This is a genomic window from Chryseobacterium sp. MEBOG06 (assembly GCF_021869765.1).
In the GTDB taxonomy this organism is placed as follows: Bacteria; Bacteroidota; Bacteroidia; order Flavobacteriales; family Weeksellaceae; genus Chryseobacterium.
The window spans coordinates 2,338,132-2,359,593 of the sequence record NZ_CP084580.1 but is presented as its reverse complement, the minus strand read 5'-3'; the positions used below and the strand labels follow the sequence as shown (position 1 = coordinate 2,359,593).

Below are 21,462 nucleotides of genomic sequence, written 5' to 3'. Positions count from 1 at the left end.
CAGTTGCGGATTTTATTGTATGAATTCAAAGTTACAGACTTTTTCCTTAGATTTTTGATTAATCTGTATAAATTGGCTCTCTATTAGTATATAAAGCATCAATAATACCTTCTCTTAGTTCAAGGAAAAGAATACTATACTTTTCATTAATATTTAATTTATACCTTTTCCCACTATATTTTATCTCAATATCCTTTATATTTTTATTTAATGTAAATTCTAAAACTTTTGAATTTCCACTTGTTCTTGTAGTAATGCCCTTATTGACTTTAGAACCTTGAAAAATCAATATATTATCATCAGTTTTAATTGATATTTTTTCATTATAAATATCATCATTGTACAATTGGATCATCAACCTGTCTTTTCTAATTGCTTTCTCGTTATTATCCATTGATTCTGTGTAATGGATTTCAGGCACAGAAAAGCAACTATAAAAAACGAGCATTACATATACTAACAAAATATTATTTACTTTTTTCATTCGGAATATTTTGGATTATTATATCTCTTTGTTTTGCATTTATAACATTCCCCATTCTTGGATCATGCATAAGATTTGATACTTTTACTTCTTTTTGAATTGGATTATCACTATCCGTATTGTGCCTTAAACCAAAACTATGTCCAACTTCATGAGCAGCTGCTTCACCTGTCATGTTTTTTCCATTTGGAACAACCTGCATATTATTTTGCTGACTATTACCAATATATCCATTAACAGGATCACTAAATTTACCATCCAATTGTATCATACCCCCAATTTTCATCCCATCTTTACCTAAAACCTCTTTACCTTCATTATCTACAACATGATCAACTATGGATATTGAATAATCTCCATCTTCTACGTTATCTACCATTTCAAAATTTATTTTCCCAATCTCAACTTTATCTCCATTACTTGAAGTTCCATTATATGTCTTCATGTTATTGATATAACTTGTTTGAAAATCTTTTATATCTTGCGAGGTAAAAGATTGAGATTTATTAGCCAGTTTTATATTTGCACTCAATGTATAAGTTTTAGTATTATCTTGATTTATAGTGATAGACTTTACCCATTCCAATCCTTCTAATTCTCTTCCGTCAATTACTCGATTCTCTGAAAATGCATAGGGACTATTATAGACATATTTTTCTGCTAGAGGATCCACATTAAAGAATCTTCCTACATCTGGCATGTAGTTTCTCCATTTAAACGAGTAAAAACCCGTTTCCTCAAGCTCTTGTTCCTGAAACTTATAATTTAAATACCCACCTAAAAGACTTTTTCCCTGGCCTATATGATTTAAACCAAAAGGATAGTAATTGTTGGTATCAATAATTTCAAGAGCATTTTGGCTGTCCTTAGCAAAACTTACCCTGGCATTTCCAAGGTGGTCTTTGTACTGATAAATATAGCGGTTTTCTATGAAACTGTAAAATCCTTCTGCAGTGGGGACAAAATCAAGCAGCCATATAGGGGATATGATTCCGGGATCAAAAATATTCTTATCTCTGTAAGCTTCTGCTTCAAAGGCAACACTGGTTTTGCACCATAAACAAGGACCTGAGGTTTCGATATAATTATATTGAAATCCATCCAGATAGTCTGTCATCTTTGTCGTTTTGTTTTGGCCTTTCCCGCCTCCGGAGGTGTAAGTCTTACGTACTTTTGTGCCATCTGCCCTATAAAGATAGCTCAGTCCGAAACTGGTAAGCCCTCCTAAAGGATTATTCTGATTGATGGAGAACAGGTCCGGCAGGTTCAGATGATTATAAGCAATATTCTGTATCCCTTTATCCTTCATGGTGGTCATACTCCCGTTCAGGTCATAATCTATGATATTATTACCTCCTTCATAACCGGTATCATTCATCGCATTTTCGATCACCTGAGTCAGGCGGTTGCCATTATAGATATAATCAAGATCATCTACCAAAGTAGCTGTGTTCCCTGGCATAGATGCCGCTGTACGTTTGAGATTACTGATGTTTCCATTCAGGTCATAGGTCAGGTATTCGTCAAAATTACCGCTGACTCCGGTTGTGGGTTCTTTATAAAAAGCATTGGTAAGCCTGTTTAGGGCATCATATTCATAAACATATCTTTTGAGATTGTTTTCAGAACTGTTATTCCAGTCTATTTCTGCGATATTTCCGTTGAACTTTCCAACTGCTGGGGAGTTTTCAGGATTGTTATATTTGATCTTATACCCAAAGAGTTTTCCGTTCAGAGCAGCAGGATCATTGATCTGGGTCATCCATCCCCGGATATTGTATTTATAGTCCATCTGCTGAAGCGGGGATGCCGCAGCAATTCCGCCCACTTTCTTAGATTCCAGCTGGGATAGTTCATTGTACTTATTCTGGGTAAGATATTCAACAGGATTATTGTCTACCTGATGTTTATGTACCAATAGCCTGTTTTGTTGATCGTACTCAAACGTTTCTGTTAGCACTCTTTCTGAATCTGAGTTTAGGCGCTTGTGTTTAGTAATAATCTGTTGGGGAGTGCCTGTAAAATCCAGCTTGGATTCGGTATGGGTATAGCCTCCCAAATGGTTGATAGAATGAATGCCAATCACTCTTCCTTTGGTATCATAGTAGGTGTAAGTTTTTGTCCAGCTGTCATCCTCAATATTTTTCACAAGACTAAGAACAGGAAGTCCTTTGGTACTTCTTCCATCAGCGGTTGGGTTTTCGGTTAAGACAGGTTCTCCCAGAATACTTGAAGGGAAAGGAGGATTAAAACTATACTGCTGAGGATAAGAATCGTAATAGGTAACAGACAGCAGAGTGTCCAGGCCCCAATGCATATTGGTATAATAATAAGGCATTCCGTTTGCCGTCAGGGGGGTATTGTCCCTGCCTTCAATAATAGCCCCGCCACTGATCTGGTTCTGCATTCCGATTCTGGTATTATCAGCCTTTAGTATTCCTGTATAGATAGGTCTTCCCAATAGATCATATTTAGAGATGATCCAGCTGGATGAAGCTCTCTGGTTAGCATCCTGAGAAAGGATCAGTCTGTCGGCTTTATCATACACCATATATTCCCAGCCTTTACCTGGAAGCTTTTTTTCTACCAGCCTGCCTCTTCCGTCATAACGGTACTGATAGGCCAAAGCATCATGTTCCGCCATACCCCAGGTCTCTAACTGAGAGAGAAGTGGAGGAATTACAAAAGCTAACTGATTATATTCATTGTAAACATAATAAGTATCTGCATTTTTGGTTACACTGAGCTCTTTTCTGACTAATATAATCTGGCCCTGACCGTTTTTAAATTCAATAGTTTTATTACCATCTTCATCGGTGGCTGTATTTTTGTACAATTGGGCTTCGCCATACATCCCGTTATTACTGATTGATGAGAACGTAGCTCCGTTCACCCAGCTGGAAGAGGTGGCAAATTTCCTTACTTTATCTGTCGTGATATTGGCTTCATAGCCAAATTTCACAGGTTTAACAGCCCAGTCTGTACCCACCTGAATCTGCTGCTGAATCCGGTCTAAAGGAGAATTTTCCAGTATTTTCTCTGAATAGATCTTCTCATTACCATACACTGATGGAGCGTTACCTAATGGATTGGGAACAATAGCTCCGTTTAAAGTGTTTCCCTGGGGAATGGGAAGGTAGTCTTTTACCTGTCTCCCAAACTGATCATATTCAATATGGGTAACAATATCTTTTCCTAACGGTGATGCTTTTACGTTCACAATCTGCTTGGGTCTTCCTAAACCGTCAAAATACTGAACGGCCTGAACCTGTCTGGCATTGGCATCACTCTGGGTTTTAGGTTCAAGGTAAGTCCTTGTGTAGATATAATTTTCATTGGTACTGCTCAAACCGGAGGGCAGCTGTACCTGTGCTTTTACAGTGCCCATTACAAGAAGTACACCTGTAGGAATTATTAATTTTTTCATCAGTTCTTAGTTTTTATAGTTGTACTTTATTTCCTTCAGGATCTTGCCGTCCATATCGGTTACTTTTTCCAGTCGATTGGCTGAATCATAGATATAGTTTTCTCTGATTCCGGAAGGAGATGTAATGGTTCTTACTCCTACTAATGGATCATAGGTATAAGTAGTGATCTGATAAGCAGGCAGATTATCCCTAAATGTCTTTAATGCATTTAATAGTGGAGTCTCATCGTTATTTGCAGTAGCTGAAGCATCTATATTGGAAGCTGTAACAATAGCATCGATTAATGACTGCTGAATGTCTAATAGTTTCGCGCCTTCTATTCTCGCAATAGGTTGGGTCTGATTATAGCCCCAGATTATTGTTGTGGAAACTCCGTTCTTGGTGGTGTACTGCTGTAGATTGCCCTTTAGGTCATATTTATCGTAAGCCACTTCTTCCTTGGTAATGTTTTGTAAGTCGGTAGATAATACGGAATACGGCAGGGGTAAACCGGAGGTTTTTGTATTGGCTTCTGTTTGATTGGCAGGATAAATTTGCTGGGTAAAAGAAACCACCTTACCCTGATCGCCCGAATCATTCTTCTTAATTAGCTTATTTTCCAATGGAATACCTACGATATTTTTATCTTTTAAGTATAAATTGCCAAGTTCGGGAGAATATTTGAATATACTTTCTTCAATAGTGTTGTCAGGTTGTTTAACTGTTGACTTGACAAGCATATTGTGAAGGTTATAATCATAGAAAAAGTTATTCTCCGTTGTTACAATATTTCCTCCGAAATATTTCTTTGTCGTAGACTTGGAAACAAAATTATTATAGTAATAGGTCTTTAATTTTTGGGCCCATGCATTAGAAATATTGATGGAAAGATGAAATTTATCGTACCTATTGGGATCCTCATTATATACAATATTAGTTTCTTCTAACAAATTATTGTTTTCATCTCTAATAAGTTTTTTCGAAAGCTTTCCTCTTTCAATATTGGTGTCATCAGGCATTATAAAAATATTACTAACTGAAGGAGAAGGTGTATATGTACCATCTGTTAATTTTATGGTAAAATTATTGTAATTGATATATCGGTCCGGCCTGTCAATATATGATGTATAATAATCTGTAATACTTCCTTTATTGGTTAGCTTTTCAGTCACCTGAGAATAATTAATTACAGAACTTTCAAATAGATTTTTTGAAAACCCAGATGACACTTGGTAACCTACTGTTTCATCTATGGCTATCGGATATATTTGTGAGTTATTAATTTGCTTCCGTATTTTGAAGTAATACCGAGGCCAATCCATTAATATCCCGGAGCTTTGGTTTGAATCATTGCTATAAAAAAATTCACGGATATTTTGATTAGTATTGGAATCAAAATCATAGACCTTTTTAATTCTTGTCCCACCGGATATCCCAATGATAGAATATAGTTTAGGAATAAACAGATTGTCAAAACGTCTTTCTAATCTTTGGCTGTATTGATGAGGCTCGTATTCAAAAAAAGATTTGCCACCCGTAGGATAGGTAACTCCTGTTAGGGCATACATTTTTGCATAATCAAAATTTGGATCTCTTTCATCACTCGTATACTGAAAATCACCATTATTATAATAAGTAACCCCAGGTATTAATTTGGGCGTTGAAAAATAGGGGTCATTAGTTAACTTACCATTATAATATCCCCAATAATCCAGCGCACAAGTATGGGGAATGGGAGTATTGGCAGCATTTGTAGAATCATAAGAAAAAATAAACGGACTCTTCCCTCTTTCTTGTATCTTTTTCAGGAAAATGCGGGGATACTGAGTATTGTAAACATCATAGGTAAAGCTGATGTCATTGACCAGATTATTTTGAGAATATACTTCAATCTTATCTAATTTTTTTTGATTAGGCTTGGCCATGGGAGTAGTTGAACCACCACTGCCAAAAACATCAATATTCTTGTATAAATTATTCTGATCAGAGTACACAAAATTTATTTTTGTACCTTTATATATTATGCTAGAAAGCAATGCTTTCTTTATTATTGAATAGACATTTCCGTATCCGGTTGCATATTCGGCAGTATAATGTGTATATTCCATTCCCCAACCTTGTTGGTCAGTTGAGACGATTCTACGATAATCATTAGCATGCACATTAAAATCTAATAGTTTTTTTGTTTCTGCATATTGAGTAAGTGGTTTCCAAAACATCAATGGGGAAGTATGGCAAAAACCACTTCCACTACTATTAATGGGTAAATTATCTTCTAAATAGTTATAATTAATTGTCTCTCCATTAGTAAACTCCATTTTGTATAAATACCAACTGTTAATGACAGGTGTTGAATTGGAGTTATCACCATTTGCATCCGGTCCTAGAAAAACAGAATATTCTAGATTTTTGCCTTGTTTTCCAAAGTAATATTTATTACCGAGTTCATCAGTGATTTTGATTTCCGATTCATATCGAGGAGTGCAGTAGCCGATATAGGGTTGAGAATTTACTCCTGACAAATCCACTGATAATTTGTGGGGATCTGAAGTCGTAACTTCTACATTGCCATTTGGAGCTATGAAAAATTTACCGTAAATTCCATTGAAATTAAAGGAAAACATATCAGGTGTTGTTTCGTAACGGGTAGTATTATCGTCAGGATATCCTTTCAACCTTAGCTCATAAAAATCATCACTAGCATTATCCAGAGCCGGTGTCATTTTTGTGCTGGAAAAATTATTAAGATCATTATCAGTAGGTAATAAATTTGTATTAGATCCAAATTGCCGTATTCCTGCCAAATATCCATGCTCATGATGCCCATTGATTCCGTTCAATGTCTGAGGAGAGCCCAATTGATCATCGGCTTCCCCCCGGACTTCTCTTGTAATAACTCCGCCAGCCATTAAACTCCAGTTAAAACCAACTATTCCTGATTTTTTGCTTGGTATAAATCCCGATGCATTATAAGCCAATGAAATATCAATATTATTCCCGTCTTGAGTTGGTATTGATAATAATGGAATATTTAAGTCTAGCTCTCCAACATTTTTCTTAATTGGAATATTTCCGTACCTTATAAAATCGGTAACTTGGGGGCTTTTTATATTATTTATAAATCCTTCTTTTAAAGTATTATTTTGAGCACTTATATAAATATTGCCCAGTACAAAAACTGGTATTAAGTATTTCTTCATGGAAATTTGTGTTTATTTCTTAATCAATTTAGCATTCGCCGTTTTATTATTATCCGTTTTTATCGTCACCAGATAAGCACCCTGAACAAGAGCCTGCGTATTAATCTTGGTTACTTTATTCTTTGTCTTCAAACTCTGAAGCTGCCTTCCGCTCATATCATACAGCATAATATCAGCCTCTTTAAAATCAAAGCCAATTTCTATGTAAGCATAATCTGATACCGGATTCGGATAGATCTTGATATCAAATTTCTCCATTAACTGATCAACCTGTTTGTCTCCCAGCTTCACAATCTTCCAGTTTTCTTTGCCCAGTTCTGTGGCACTGGTACCTGCCAGAATAATAGAGCCGTCTCTGTTCAGTTTCAGATCTGAAAGTCTCTCTTCTTTCTGTCTGGATTCTCCTTTTACATACTTTCTCCATTGTTCATTCCCATTATGATCAAGGTATAAAATCCAGAAAGTCTCGTCATTTTCTTCTATTCTTCCTTCAGACTGAGTATACCCCCCTATAAGCAAACCTTTGGTTAGGTCCTGGTTCCTGGCTCTTGAATCTTGACTCTGAATGACACTCATTCCCATTAAGAGATCACGGTTCCCAAAATTGTAAGATTTCTGTGACTGTTCTTCTCCTCTCTCGTTTAAAAAAATCAACCACAGGTCAGTACCCTCTTCAATGCCTACCGTTTTATTTCCTGATATTTCCGATCTGGATTCACCTCCGATAATGTATCCTGTGGAAGTTAAAGCAAGCGTTCTGATGTGATCATCACCTTTGCCACCGAAGTTTTTTTCCCACTCAATTTTTCCGTTCCTGTCGATTTTAAGAACCGTATAATCTCCTTCACCGAAATTGTCGCTTTGTTTTTGTACAATAGTCAGGTGTCGGGTGTCGGATGTATTTTGGGCATCTTTTATGGGAGATGTCTTACCTTGTACCGCTGAACTTCTGGAATAAATTCCGAGTAAGGCTCCGCCGTCTTTCGTTGGAATCATTTTTTCAACTTCATCAAGTCCTTTTCCGCCCCAGATTAACTGGGACAGTTCTTTTCCGTCTTTGTCCAGCCTGATGATCAGGACATCTTTAGAACCGTAGCCTTTGGAAGAATTCTGAACATTTCCGGCGACTACGAATCCTAAGTCCGTGGTTTGAATAACCGCTCTGGCTTCTTCGTCAGCAGCAGTACCTAATGTTTTTTGCCAAATCTCGTCTCCAAATTCATTGATTCTGATTAACCAAATGTCTGAATTTCCTTTAGAATCTTCTTTTTTGTCAAGACCTTTTCCTGAATGCGAAGTCCCTGTGACAACGAATCCTCCTTCCTGCGTAGCGACTGTTGCAGACAGATAATCATGATTGGTTCCGGAGAAATATTTCTCCCACACCTCTTCTCCATTCTGATTTAATTTGACTAATCTAAAATCGTAACCGTTATTGTGTTTGCTGCCTGAAGCCTGAAGCTTATTGCTTTGAATAGAACTTCCGCTGATCAGATACTGACCATCAATGGTAGTAGTCACCTGGCTCAGAAAGTCCTGTGTTGAAGATTTCAGATCCTTCTGCCATAAAATTTCCTGGGCTGATCCCAGAATGGTACATAAGGTAAATGCACCAAGATAGATTTTTTTCATATGTATTTGATTTTTTTCAAATATAGTAGTAAACATTTCAAATAACAGGGATATAATGTGCATTTAATTATACAATATTGTACACATTGTATAAATTCCTGTCCCTTCCGGAAATCCCGGAAAATTATTCAACGTCGAAAAGTTTTAATGATAAGATTGACCTAAGTATAAGATCGCAGTATATCCTGCATGGATATTCCAAAAAGTATTCTCATTTCTGTGCTGTTTTCAAGTTGGTGTTAGTTTATTATTTTTACAAATTTAACCATTTTTAACATATATTAAAATAGGTAAACAAAGTTTATTATGCCATATTAATCTATTGTTATGCACATTTTTGCATTATTCTGAAGCAAATGTAGGCCAGTAAAGCGACAGAACGTGACGTATAAGAATAAAATTAGCCTCAGAATAATAGAATAAAAAAAATTCTGGTTAATAAAAAAGACCTTTGAAAAATTTCAAAGGTCTTTTTTTACTTATTCCTATCCTGAAGCACGCTCTCTATGTCTTCGAGTGCAAATCCCTTAGCTTTTAATAAAATTAAAAAATGATACATCAGATCTGCTGCTTCATTTTTAAAGAGGACTTCATTATTATCTTTAGCTTCAATTACCAGTTCCACAGCTTCCTCTCCCACTTTTTGAGCCACTTTATTAATGCCCCGCTGGTACAGTGAATAGGTATAAGAGCCTTCTGCCCTGTGGTCTATTCTCTGCGAGATTTTGTCTTCCAGCTCATATAGAAAGCCCTTAGATTTTTTTCCCCCAAAGCAGCTGAAACTTCCGGTATGGCATACCACGTTTTCAGGAATTGCTTTGATCAAAACCGTATCCTGATCACAGTCTATATCAATACTTTTTACCGTTAAAAAATTACCGGACTCTTCTCCTTTCGTCCACAGTCTTTTTTTTGAACGGCTGAAGAAAGTAACAATTCCTTCCTTTTTCGTTTTTTCAAAAGCTTCTTCATTCATATAGCCCAGCATCAGGACCTGCAAAGTTCTGTTATCCTGAATAATAACAGGAACGAGGCCATTATCTTTATTAAAATCGATATTCATCGTATTTCTATTTTTTGAGTTTTCAATTCTTGTTTCAATTCCGGTATCCTTATTTCATTAAAATGGAATATACTTGCAGCCAGCGCACCTGTGGCCTGTGTTTCACTGAATACTTTAAAGAAATCATCAACGGCTCCGGCTCCTCCTGAGGCAATTACAGGAATACTGATATTTTCTGAAACCAGTTTTGTAATCCTCAGATCAAATCCTTTTTTTGTTCCGTCACCATCCATAGACGTTAAGAGAATCTCACCTGCGCCCAGAGAAGCTGCTTTTTTCGCCCATTCCACGGTAGTCAGATTCGCAGCCTCCCTTCCGCCTTTAATGTGGACAAGATCCAACATATCAACCTGTTTGGTATCAATGGCCACTACCACACACTGGCTTCCGAATTCTTTTGCTAATTCAGAAATCAACTGAGGGTTTCTTACGGCAGAAGAATTAATGCTGATTTTATCGGCTCCTGCTTCCAAAAGCTTTCTTACATCCTCCACAGAAGAAATTCCTCCGCCTACGGTAAACGGAATACTCAGTTCTTCCGCAATATCTTTCACCAGCTCTACAAATGTCTTTCTGTTCTCAATGGTTGCCGTAATATCCAGAAAGACCAGTTCATCGGCTCCCTCCTGTTCATATTTCTTTGCCAGTTCTACGGGATCTCCTGCATTTTTAAGATCTTCAAAATTGATTCCCTTTACCGTACATCCGTCTTTAATATCCAGGCAGGGAATGATTCTTTTTTTAAGCATTTTCAATAAAGTTTTGGAGTTGTTGTAAGCTTATTTTACCTTCATAAATAGCTTTTCCTATAATAGCCCCGGAACACCCGATATCTTTCATTTTATAGACATCTTTGATCCCGGAAATCCCGCCGCTCGCCACAAGCTGAACAGCCGTTTTATATAAAATCTCAATATAAAGGCCCGTTGAAGGACCTTCTAACATTCCATCCTTTGAAATATCCGTAGCGATAACAGTCTGAATACCTTTTCCCTTATATTGAAGAATAAAATCCACAACATCTTCATCACTGTCTTCCAGCCATCCGGAAGTTTTAATTTTTCTGCTTTCAAAATCTGCTCCCAAAATAATTTTTTCGGTTCCATATTTCTTTATGGCTTCATAGCAGAACTCCGGGTTTTGTACCGCTATACTTCCCAGGGTAATCTGCTTCGCTCCGCAATTGAAAGCGGTTTCTATATCCTCCTGAGTTTTTAATCCGCCTCCAAAATCAATACGAAGCGAAGTGGAACGGGCAATATCTTCCAAAACATTCTGATTGACAATGTGTTTTGATTTTGCTCCGTCAAGATCTACCAGATGAAGAAACCGGATTCCGAAGTTTTCAAATTCTTTGGCCACTTCCACCGGGTTCTCATTGTATATTTTCTTGGTGTTATAATCTCCTTTTGACAGACGGACGCATTTCCCGTCGATAATATCAATAGCTGGAATAATTTTCATCATGATAAGTGTATAAAATTACGGATGATCTGACTGCCTGTATTTCCCGATTTTTCAGGGTGAAACTGTACTGCATAGAAATTATCTTTCTGAAGAGAAGCACTGAATGGCAAAATATAATCACAGACTGAAGTTGTAAAATCCGACAGTTCACAATAGTAACTGTGAACGAAATACAGATCACTCTCCTTTTCAATTCCTGAAAACAGTGAAAAATCATTACCAGAGACGGTATTCCAGCCCATATGAGGTACAATATCTCTGGATGGGAACTTTCTGACCTCAATATCAAAAATTCCCATTCCCTGCGTATTTCCTTCTTCATTTCCTTTACACATCAGCTGCATCCCCAGACATATTCCCAGAACCGGCTGTTTTAGATTTGGAATAAGCAGATCAAGCTTTTTTTCCTTCAATAGTTTCATTGTTGAAGAGGCCTCTCCTACACCGGGAAAAATAACCTTATCGGCTTTTAAAATCTGCTCAGGATCATCTGTAATTACAGAATCCACATTCAGCCTGTTCAGCGCATTCTGAACAGAGTTTACATTTCCGCCGTTATATTTTATTATTGCGATCATTCTTTATAAACTTCCTTTTGTAGAAGGTAAACTGTAGTTAATATCAGATTGGTTCACTGCCATTTTCACGGCTTTTGCAAATGCTTTGAAGACAGATTCTATTTTGTGGTGCTCATTATCCCCTTCTGCTTTTATATTCAGATTGCATTTTGAAGAGTCTGCAAAAGACTTAAAAAAGTGGAAAAACATTTCTGTAGGCATATCTCCAATTTTTTCTCTTTTAAAAGGAGCATCCCAAACCAGCCATGGTCTTCCTCCAAAATCAATCGCGACCTGAGCCAGGCAGTCATCCATCGGAAGTAAGAAACCATATCTCTCGATTCCTTTTTTCTTACCTAATGCCTTTATAACAGCCTCTCCCAGGACAATTCCCGTATCTTCTATGGTATGGTGCTCATCTACAGACAAATCTCCGTTTACTTTAATTCGAAGATCCATATTTCCGTGTCTGGCAATCTGATCCAGCATATGGTCAAAGAAATGCAGCCCTGTTGAAATTTCAGATTTCCCTTTGCCATCGAGATTTACTTCAATTTCTATTTCAGTTTCATTGGTCTTTCTGAATACGCTGGCTTTTCTCATTCCGCTCTTCAAAAACCAGTAAATCTCCGCCCATGAGGTTGTGGTAAGATCAGCTTTGGCATTAAAGTTTTCATTTAGAAAAATAGCTTTAGATCCTAAATTTTCAGCGAGTTGAACATCCGTACTTCGATCTCCGATTACATACGAATTTTCAAGATCATAGTTCCCATATATATATTTCCCAAGCAGTCCTGTTCCGGGTTTTCTGGTAGGAAGATTTTCATATTCAAAGCTTTTATCAATCAAAATATCACTAAAAATAATACCTTCATTTCCGAGTGCTTCCAGCATTTTCTGATGAGGTTTGTTAAAATCTTCAAAGGGAAAACTTTCAGTTCCTAAACCATCCTGATTGGTGACCATAACCAGTTCATAGTCCAGTTCATTGGCAATTTTTGCAAGGTTTTGAAATACTCCGGGATAAAACTCAAGCTTTTCTAATGAATCTACCTGAAAATCTGTGGGAGGCTCCATTATCAATGTTCCGTCCCGGTCTATAAAGAGTACTTTTTTCATAGCTGAATATTTTTTAAAAGATCAATTAGCCTTTCATTTTCCTGTCGGTTCCCCACGTTGATTCTGATACATCCCGGAATCGCCGGATCTCTTCTGCTTGTCAGAATCTCTTTATCGAGCATTTCCGCGTATACCTGCTCTATATTTTTCATCGCAATCAAAAAGAAGTTGGCATCTGTAGGAAATACTTTTTCAATGCATTCAATTCCTTTAAACTGCTCCTGAAGCCACGTTCTTTCTTCCAGAATTTTATTTACATTTTCTGTAAGCCTACCTTCCTCGCTGAGTGATTTTAAAATCAGCTCCTGACTTAATACATTAACGTTATAAGGAGCTTTTACGGTATTGATTAAAGTAATAATCTCTTCAGAGGCATACGCCATCCCTACTCTTGCTCCTGCAATTCCCCACGCTTTTGAGAAAGTTTGCAAAACGATCAGATTCGGGTATTTATCAAGAAGCTCCAGACTTGATTTTTTCCCGGAAAACTCAATATAAGCTTCATCTACCACTACTATTCCGTTAAAATTCTGAAGGTAAAATTCTATATCTTCTACGCTGTTTCCCGTGGGATTATTGGGAGAGCACAGGAAGAAAACCTTGATAGACTCTTCCTTTATACTACTTAAAAAGTCTTCTTTTATTATTTCAAAATCCTCATTCAGATCAAGCTTTAAAACTCTGTTTTCATTAATGGTGGCATAAAAACCATACATCGCAAAAGAGGGATTCATCATTAAAATAGAGTCCTTTTTAGGCTCACAGAAAATTTTTATAATCAAATCGATCAATTCATCGCTTCCGTTTCCTATAGCCATCTGTGACGGAGATAACTTTTTAAGTTCTGCTAAACGGTTTTTAAGTTTTTTCTGGGTAGAATCCGGATAGCGGTTACATTCCCCAAAAGGACTCTCATTGGCATCCAGAAATACGGGTGAGCCGAATTCATTATGATCCCTGAAGCTGATATAAGGCTGTAATTGTAATATATTTTGGCGTACTAAAGTTTTGATACTGTTATTTTTCATTGTATTGCTTTTCATTTTAAATCTTTTCTTAACCATTACAGATCAATCTGAATCTTCGTTCTTCCTGGAAACTTTCTTTTCTTAATGGTTTTTTTAAATAAGCACAAGGGCGTAATTTCTTTTTATCTTATGTTATATAGGCGCAGAATTTTCAGCAAAGGATTAATTACCGTTTTACATTTTTCAATTTTATCGGGAATAAAATCCTTGTGAATTTGCATTACCCAACATTTATTCTTTTAATCTTATTGATACTGCATTTTTATGGGCAAACAGGCCTTCTGCTTCCGCCATAAGCTCTATTGTTTTTCCTAAATTTTGAAGTCCCTCTTTGGAAAGATGCTGGAAGGTTATTTTCTTAACAAAGCTATCCAGAGATACCCCGCTGTAATTTTTTGCGTATGCATTAGTCGGAAGCGTGTGATTGGTTCCGCTGGCATAGTCCCCGGCACTTTCACAGGAATAATTCCCAAGGAAAACAGAACCTGCATTCTGAATCACAGGAATATAATTTTCGAAGTTTTTCAGTGCCAGAATGAGATGTTCCGGAGCATAAAGATTACTGAACTCAAGAGCTTCTTCCAGGGAATTAACTAAAATAAAAGAACTGTTTTCTAATGCAACTTTTGCCATTTCACTTCTGGGTAAACCACTGATCTGATGATCAACAGCATTAATTGTCTCATCAAAAACTTTAATGTCAGTTGTAATGAATACAACCTGGCTGTCACTTCCGTGTTCTGCCTGTGAAAGAAGATCTGCTGCGCAGAATTCAGGAACCGCCTGCTCATCTGCTATAACAAGGACTTCACTTGGACCTGCCGGCATATCAATGGCTACTCCATACCGCTGGGCATATTCTTTGGCAGCCACTACAAACTGGTTTCCGGGACCAAAAATTTTATATACTTCCGGAATGCTTTCCGTTCCTAAAGTCATTGCTGCTACTGCCTGAGCCCCACCCGTTTTAAAAATTCGGGAAACCCCGCAAAGCTTCGCGGCATATAAAATAGCAGGATTGACATCTCCGTTTTTATCAGGTGGGGTACAGAGAATAATTTCTTTACATCCCGCCAGGTTAGCCGGTACAGCCAACATTAAAACCGTAGAAAATAAAGGAGCTGTTCCACCCGGAATATAAATTCCTACTTTCTCTACAGCTCTGTTCTCTCTCCAGCAAACAACTCCTTTTGTGGTTTCAATTTTCCGGATTTCTACTCTTTGTGATTCGTGGAACTTTGCGATATTCTCCTTTGCCTGTTGAATAGCTTCTTTCAAATCAGCTGTTATCTGATTCTCAGCATTGTCAATTTCAGCCGCGGTTACTATAATGCCTGGTGTTTCGGCTTTATCAAACTGCCTGTTGAAATCAATCAAAGCCTGATCTCCATTTTTTCCAACTTCTGTAAAGATTTCCTGGATAAGGGCAGAAATTTCTTCCTGTTTGAGAACCGGACGTTTCACAAGATCGTTCCAAATCTCTTTTTTCGGATATTTATAGATATTCATATTTTAGTTTTTAAATGACCATTTTATCGATGGGAATGATTAAAATATCCTGCGCACCATTGTCTTTAAGTTCATCAATAACATCCCAAAATCGTTCTTCATCAATCACAGAATGAATACTGCTCCAGCCTTCTTCCGCCAGCGGAATGACGGTAGGACTTTTCAGAACCGGAAGAACTTCAGCTATTTTCTGAATTTTATCATTGGGAACATTCATTAGAATATATTTTGAATTTTTAGCTCTTAAAACGGCTTTAATCCGGAATAAAAACTTGTCAAGAATAGCTGCTTTTTCTGGGGACAGTTCAGGGTTTTTTGCCAGTACTGCCTCCGATTTCAGTAAGGTAACAGTTTCTCTAAGTCCATTTTTGAACAGCGTACTTCCTGAACTTACAATATCACAGATACCATCAGCCAGGCCAATATTGGGAGCAATTTCCACCGAGCCAGAAATAATATGAATGTCTGATACGATTTCTTTTTTTTCTAAAAAATTTTTAAGAGTATTCGGGTAAGAAGTGGCAATCTTTTTCCCCTGGAAAAAACTGAGATCATCGGTTTCAATTTCTTTGGGAACGGCAATAGATACCCGGCATTTTGAGAAGCCAAGTTTCTGAACAACCTGAATCTTTTTTTGTTTCTCAATCAAAAGATTTTCACCTACAATGGCAATATCTACCACTCCGTCTTCAAGGTATTGCGGAATGTCTGAATTCCGGAGATACATAATCTCCATGGGAAAGTTATCTACTGAAACTTTAAGCTGGTCTTTTCCGTTGTTGACCAATATTCCACAATCTTTGAGAAGCTGTAGTGATTCTTCGTAAAGCCGTCCGCTTTTTTGTATCGCAATTTTTAATTTACTCATTTCGCCTTTTTTGAGGTCTGAGTAAATAAAAGATGATCTGTTGAAAATTTCTGAGGAGGATTCAGGAAACAAAAAAACCGTCTATTTACTCAGACGGTTTTTAATTATTTTTGATTTTAGTATACACATAATATCAATCAATTCCGTCTAACAGAGATGATGATAATAATGATGTAATGCTAAAAAAGTTGGTTTCATTGTATTGAATTCTGATGCAAATGTAGGATTTATTTTTAAATGGCAAAGTTTTTTCAGAATATTTTTTGATAAAAATTCATCAGTTCTTTGGCAATTCGTTCGTCATTAAATTTCTGAACAAACTCGAAACCCTTTTCCTCACGGCGTTTTCTCTCGGATTCATTTTCCCAGAGAAATTTTATTTTAGCCCTGATATCTACATCATTATCGGGATCAATATAAACGGAATCTTTTCCTCCTGCCTCGGGCAGACAGCTTGTATTGCTGGTTACGGTTACCGTCTTTGAGAAAAGAGCCTCAATTACAGGAATTCCAAAGCCTTCAAAGAAGCTGGGGTATACGAAAATATCAGCCAGTTTGTAGATCACAGCCAGTTCATCCATAGAAACACCTTCCAGGAACAGCACCTGCTTTTCCATCTTATTCTTTTTGATAAAACGGTCTATTTTCTGATAATATTTTGTCTTTCTGCCTACCACCACCAATGGAATTTCGGTTCCGTTAACTGCTTTTACTACATTCAACAGGTTCTTACGTTCTTCAATGGTTCCTACGTTCAGAATAAACCTTTCCGGCAGTTTATATTTTTCTTTTGCAGCCTGCATCAATTCCGGAGACTGCTGTTCTTTAAATGCTTTGTGGCAGCCCTGATAGATCACTTCAATCTTGCTTTCAGGAACTTTCAAATACTGGATAATATCCCTTTTGGTCTGTTCAGAAATGGCAATGATCTTATCAGCTGTATCAGCGGCTTTTTTAAATTTCCAGAAGTGTATTTTCCTGTCAAAAAAAGAATAATACTGTGGGTATCTCATAAAGATAAGATCATGAATGGTAACGATCTTTTTAATCGGTTTCTGATCCCATTTTAAAGGGAGTTCACCGGATAAGCCATGAAAAATATCTGCTCCCAGTTTTTGGGCATCTTTTCCCATAGCAAGCTGACGGGAAAATTTCCCCTTTGAAGTAGCCGCAAACTGAACATTGGGGCGTTCCAGAATGTCTTTTCCCCGCTCTGATCTGTTTTTATTCAGCAGCAGGTAGTCGTTGTCCGGCTCATACTGAGAGAGTATTCTTACAAGATCTCTTGAGTAATTGCCCAGCCCGGACGTATTATGGAAAAAACGTTTTGCGTCAAAGGCAATTTTCATCGTTGTATCTGTTTTTGAAATTCCTGAAATGTTCCGAATGTATGTCCTTTCTCTTTAAGCCACCCTACAAACGAATCAAATCTTTCCACCATATCTTTTCCGGAGTTTTTTACGGTAAATCCTGGAAGTTTAAAGGCTTCATCTTTAATTTCTGCAAATTCCCACGGATGGAAATAAATATTAAGATATTGGTCTTTTTTCAAGGTATCTGAAGCCAGTTTTTTATAGACTGACAGCGGAAAATTATGAAAACTAAGCCAGAATAAAGGGATTCTGAAATTCGGAGATACGGATGCAGGAACCTGGGTTACCTTTCCTTCTTTATAGTAGGTTCTCGATACTTTTAAGTTGTTATATCTTCCGGGTAAGAACGTAGGATTGATAGACGAATTGTAAGAATATCCTGCCTTCTCAACCTCTTTATCATCTACCGGCATCATTCTTGGCATTCGTAAGCCAGTTACTTTCGTTGAAAACAGATCCTCCAGTTTTTCCCGTGACTCTTTAAGGTGTTTGTTTTCAAATTCTGAATGAAACCAGGTATGGGAAGCCAATTCATGACCTTCCTTTAATAATCTTTCGATGAGATACCTGCTGTTTTCGGCAAAAACTACTGTAGAAAAAAAAGTAGCTTTGGCATTATGTTTTTGAAGGATATCCAATATCCTTTCCAGCCCGGTCTGCGAAATTGAAATTTGCTTTTCAAAGGGAATTTCACCCTTATACTCTAATGGCATATCAAATTCTTCAATGTCAAAACTTAATAAAACCATTTTAAAAATTTTTGTTTTTAATAATATAATTAGGTCTGTCTTTCACCTGTTTAAATATTTTACCCAGATAGATTCCCATGATTCCCATGATGATTAACTGTAACCCTCCAAAGAAAACAATGGTCATAATCAATGATGCCCATCCTGAGATTTCAGTACCGGCAATAAAAGAATGGAGAACATATCCTCCATATCCTAACACTGAAACTGCAGAAAACAGAAATCCAAGGTATGCAGCCAGGTAAAGAGGTTTTACACTGAAAGCTGTAATTCCCGTGAAAGCAAAAGTAAACATCTTCTTAAGGTTATAGCTGCTTTCTCCCGACACTCTTTCATTGGCTTTAAAGTCGATTCCGATCTGTTTGAAACCCATCCAGCTGGTTAATCCTCTAAGGAACAAGTCATCTTCATTGAAATTACGCATTACCTGAACGGCATTAGCATCCATTAATCTAAAATCAGACCCTCCTCCTTTTGTCAGATTGACATCGGAAAGACTTGATAATAGTTTATAAAAAAGATCAGATGTTTTTCTTTTAAAATAGGATATTTCTTTAGGGTAAGTTCTCACCGTAAAAACAACATCATAGCCTTCTTCCCATTTTTGGATCATTTCAGGAATCAGCTCAGGCGGATGCTGGAGATCACCATCCATAGAGATGACTGCGTTACCATTCGCATGATCCATTCCTGCTTTTACGGCAGGCTGATGTCCAAAATTTCTTGAAAATTCAATATACTTTACTTCTTCAAATTTTTGAGATAATTCTTCCAGCTTTTGCTGTGTATGGTCTCTGCTTCCGTCATTGACAAAGATAATTTCAAAATCATAATCTTTTAATCCTGAAAAAACCTGTTTTATTTTTTCATGTACTAAGGCAACGTTACCTTCTTCATTATGAGCAGGAATGACAATTGAGATCTTCTTCATATATTAATTTAAAGTGTAATCTTTTTCAAAGTCCTTTGTCAGGAGCTCATAGGTTACGCGCAGCCAAACGAGGATACAAGGTACGGCTTTCAAAGAATATTTAATAATATAATTTTGCTTAATAAATTTTGGAAACAAATCAGATGGAGAGAAACAGGTAAGAATAATTACAAAAACCAGCAATCCTATAATAATAGGTGTTTTTTCCTTTTGAAGGGTAAACCAGATCATTACTCCCGCTACCGCAATAATATAAGTCGGCGATTCTGATCCTGAGCTGAACAAAACCAGAAATAGTAATGTAGAAGCCAGAATCATCAATTGAAAAGCATAGTTTTTATACTGTTTTATTCTGATGTAGGGCAGAGCAAATAAAGGAACTCCAAAGGCTAAAAAGGTAAGATTAGAGATAGAAGCATCTCCTAAAATTCTTCTTACAAATCCCATTAATGATATATCCTGCATATTTCCCAATACCTGATTATCATTATTTTTTGAGATCAGAGAATGCGCCCAGTCAGCATAACTTTGAATCACAAACTGAGGTGTGGAATAAATCATTGGAATCACTAAACACAATATGGCAATGACAATTCCCGAGAGAATAAATTTCACTTTATTTTTAATAAAGAAAAACTGAGATAATCCTACAATTCCGTATAGTTTCACGAAAATCCCTACCACAATCGCTGTTGCAGACTGTACTTCTTTTCTTTCATAAACAAATATCGCAGATAACATTAGAAGTCCTACCAAAGCGACATTAAACTGTAAGCTTACCGCAGCAGTAATGTATTCCTGCAGACATAATAATGCGAAAAGGGCTTTTTTAGGATCTGAAAACGGAAGTTTATGAATCGCGTAGAGAAAAATGGCTGTATTGGCTACATTCCACAGAGAGATTCCCAACCAGTCCGGCATAACTGCAAACGGAGCGATCAGCAAGCTAAAAAAGACACCATAATGATTCATATCAGAATAGTGTTCAGGATATTGTAAATACAGATTTTTCTCATCAAGGGTATTGAAAAACACGCCCTTAAAAATCAGATAATTATTAATTGCCTGATTTCCTCTCGAAAATTTAGAAAGTGCAGTCGCAATGGCTACAATAAGATAAACCCCAAATATATATTTAGGGTTTAAGAGTATTTTTAGAAATTTTTCTTTCAAAATTGTGGTATTAGCTTAGAATATTAAATCTTAAACAGCTACATTATTATCTCTCAATGCATCATTCAGAGATGTTTTCTTATCTGTAGATTCTTTTCTCTGACCAATGATCAATGCGCAAGGAACCTGAAATTCTCCTGCAGGAAACTGCTTTGTATAGCTTCCAGGGATCACTACTGAACGGGCAGGTACTCTACCTTTGATTTCAACAGGCTCATCTCCTGTAACATCAATGATTTTTGTAGAGGCTGTTAATACAACATTAGCTCCCAACACGGCTTCTTTTTCTACATGAACTCCTTCTACTACGATACATCTTGAACCGATGAAACAGTCATCTTCAATGATTACCGGAGCAGCCTGTAATGGCTCCAATACGCCACCGATACCAACACCACCACTCAGGTGAACGTTTTTACCGATCTGCGCACAGCTTCCTACTGTAGCCCAAGTATCTACCATTGTTCCTGAATCTACATAAGCACCGATATTAATATAAGACGGCATCATGATCACCCCTGAAGCAACGAAAGAACCCTCTCTTGCAATAGCGTGAGGTACAACTCTTACTCCTTTTTCCGCATAATTTTTCTTTAAAGGAATTTTGTCATGAAATTCAAACGGACCTACTTCAATAGTTTCCATCTTCTGGATTGGGAAGTACATTACTACTGCTTTCTTTACCCATTCATTTACCTGCCATCCGTTTTCTGTAGGTTCAGCTACACGAAGTTCTCCGGAATCTAATAAAGATACCACCTCTCTGATCGCTTTCTTGCTGTCTTCATTTTGTAATAAATCTCTATTATCCCAAATGTTTTCAATAGTTTGTTGTAACGACATGTTTCTTATTTAAATTAGTTTGAAAAATTATACGGGCCAAAGATACAAAAAAGTTCAGC

At 36.9% G+C, this 21,462-nt stretch carries 17 protein-coding genes; all 17 read right to left on the bottom strand.

Features of this window, described 5'->3' with window-relative positions:
* Positions 1-58: 58 nt before the first annotated feature.
* The 17 genes from LF887_RS10740 to LF887_RS10660 all read right to left on the bottom strand — a co-directional run bounded on the left by LF887_RS10740 (position 59) and on the right by LF887_RS10660 (position 21,403).
* Positions 59-484: a hypothetical protein gene (locus LF887_RS10740; RefSeq protein WP_236859185.1), complete on the bottom strand. Its 426-nt coding sequence runs from the start codon at positions 482-484 to the stop codon at positions 59-61.
* A complete protein-coding gene (locus tag LF887_RS10735) occupies positions 468-3,911 on the bottom strand; it encodes a DUF6443 domain-containing protein (protein ID WP_236859184.1) in 3,444 nt (1,147 codons plus the stop codon). The genes LF887_RS10740 and LF887_RS10735 overlap by 17 nt, the downstream gene beginning before the upstream one ends.
* A 6-nt stretch (positions 3,912-3,917) precedes the next feature.
* A complete protein-coding gene (locus tag LF887_RS10730; RefSeq protein WP_236859183.1) occupies positions 3,918-7,091 on the bottom strand; it encodes a hypothetical protein in 3,174 nt (1,057 codons plus the stop codon).
* 12 nt (positions 7,092-7,103) lie between these two features.
* Complete coding sequence (locus LF887_RS10725; protein WP_236859182.1) at positions 7,104-8,723, bottom strand: T9SS type A sorting domain-containing protein; 1,620 nt, start codon at positions 8,721-8,723, stop codon at positions 7,104-7,106.
* A gap of 475 nt (positions 8,724-9,198) precedes the next feature.
* Positions 9,199-9,786, bottom strand: coding sequence for a bifunctional phosphoribosyl-AMP cyclohydrolase/phosphoribosyl-ATP diphosphatase HisIE (gene hisIE / locus LF887_RS10720; protein WP_236859181.1), 588 nt, complete (start codon positions 9,784-9,786; stop codon positions 9,199-9,201).
* Positions 9,783-10,535, bottom strand: coding sequence for an imidazole glycerol phosphate synthase subunit HisF (hisF, locus tag LF887_RS10715; RefSeq protein WP_236859180.1), 753 nt, complete (start codon positions 10,533-10,535; stop codon positions 9,783-9,785). Before hisF ends, hisIE begins: the two co-directional genes overlap by 4 nt.
* Positions 10,528-11,250: a 1-(5-phosphoribosyl)-5-[(5-phosphoribosylamino)methylideneamino]imidazole-4-carboxamide isomerase gene (gene hisA, locus LF887_RS10710; protein WP_236859499.1), complete on the bottom strand. Its 723-nt coding sequence runs from the start codon at positions 11,248-11,250 to the stop codon at positions 10,528-10,530. The genes hisF and hisA overlap by 8 nt, the downstream gene beginning before the upstream one ends.
* Positions 11,250-11,831 carry an imidazole glycerol phosphate synthase subunit HisH gene (gene hisH / locus LF887_RS10705; RefSeq protein ID WP_236859179.1) on the bottom strand — a complete coding sequence of 194 codons (582 nt, stop codon included), beginning with the start codon at positions 11,829-11,831 and terminating at the stop codon, positions 11,250-11,252. The genes hisA and hisH overlap by 1 nt, the downstream gene beginning before the upstream one ends.
* Positions 11,832-11,834: 3 nt before the next feature.
* Positions 11,835-12,929, bottom strand: coding sequence for a bifunctional histidinol-phosphatase/imidazoleglycerol-phosphate dehydratase HisB (gene hisB / locus LF887_RS10700; RefSeq protein ID WP_236859178.1), 1,095 nt, complete (start codon positions 12,927-12,929; stop codon positions 11,835-11,837).
* Positions 12,926-13,957 (bottom strand): histidinol-phosphate transaminase, encoded by a 1,032-nt coding sequence (gene hisC, locus LF887_RS10695; protein WP_236859177.1) that lies wholly within the window; start codon positions 13,955-13,957, stop codon positions 12,926-12,928. Before hisC ends, hisB begins: the two co-directional genes overlap by 4 nt.
* A 231-nt stretch (positions 13,958-14,188) precedes the next feature.
* Positions 14,189-15,466, bottom strand: coding sequence for a histidinol dehydrogenase (hisD, locus tag LF887_RS10690; RefSeq protein ID WP_236859176.1), 1,278 nt, complete (start codon positions 15,464-15,466; stop codon positions 14,189-14,191).
* A 10-nt stretch (positions 15,467-15,476) separates the two neighbouring features.
* Complete coding sequence (gene hisG, locus LF887_RS10685; RefSeq protein WP_236859175.1) at positions 15,477-16,334, bottom strand: ATP phosphoribosyltransferase; 858 nt, start codon at positions 16,332-16,334, stop codon at positions 15,477-15,479.
* Positions 16,335-16,585: 251 nt separating this feature from the next.
* Positions 16,586-17,683: a glycosyltransferase family 4 protein gene (locus tag LF887_RS10680; protein WP_236859174.1), complete on the bottom strand. Its 1,098-nt coding sequence runs from the start codon at positions 17,681-17,683 to the stop codon at positions 16,586-16,588.
* On the bottom strand, positions 17,680-18,456 hold the full coding sequence (locus tag LF887_RS10675) for a polysaccharide deacetylase family protein (RefSeq protein WP_236859173.1): 777 nt from the start codon (positions 18,454-18,456) through the stop codon (positions 17,680-17,682). The genes LF887_RS10680 and LF887_RS10675 overlap by 4 nt, the downstream gene beginning before the upstream one ends.
* A 1-nt stretch (position 18,457) precedes the next feature.
* Entirely contained in the window at positions 18,458-19,387 is a 930-nt protein-coding gene (locus LF887_RS10670; RefSeq protein ID WP_236859172.1) for a glycosyltransferase family 2 protein, read from the bottom strand.
* A gap of 3 nt (positions 19,388-19,390) precedes the next feature.
* A complete protein-coding gene (locus tag LF887_RS10665) occupies positions 19,391-20,560 on the bottom strand; it encodes a glycosyltransferase family 87 protein (protein ID WP_236859171.1) in 1,170 nt (389 codons plus the stop codon).
* A 30-nt stretch (positions 20,561-20,590) separates the two neighbouring features.
* Positions 20,591-21,403, bottom strand: a complete 813-nt coding sequence (locus LF887_RS10660; protein WP_236859170.1) for a 2,3,4,5-tetrahydropyridine-2,6-dicarboxylate N-succinyltransferase — start codon at positions 21,401-21,403, stop codon at positions 20,591-20,593.
* Between the last annotated feature and the right edge of the window lie 59 nt (positions 21,404-21,462).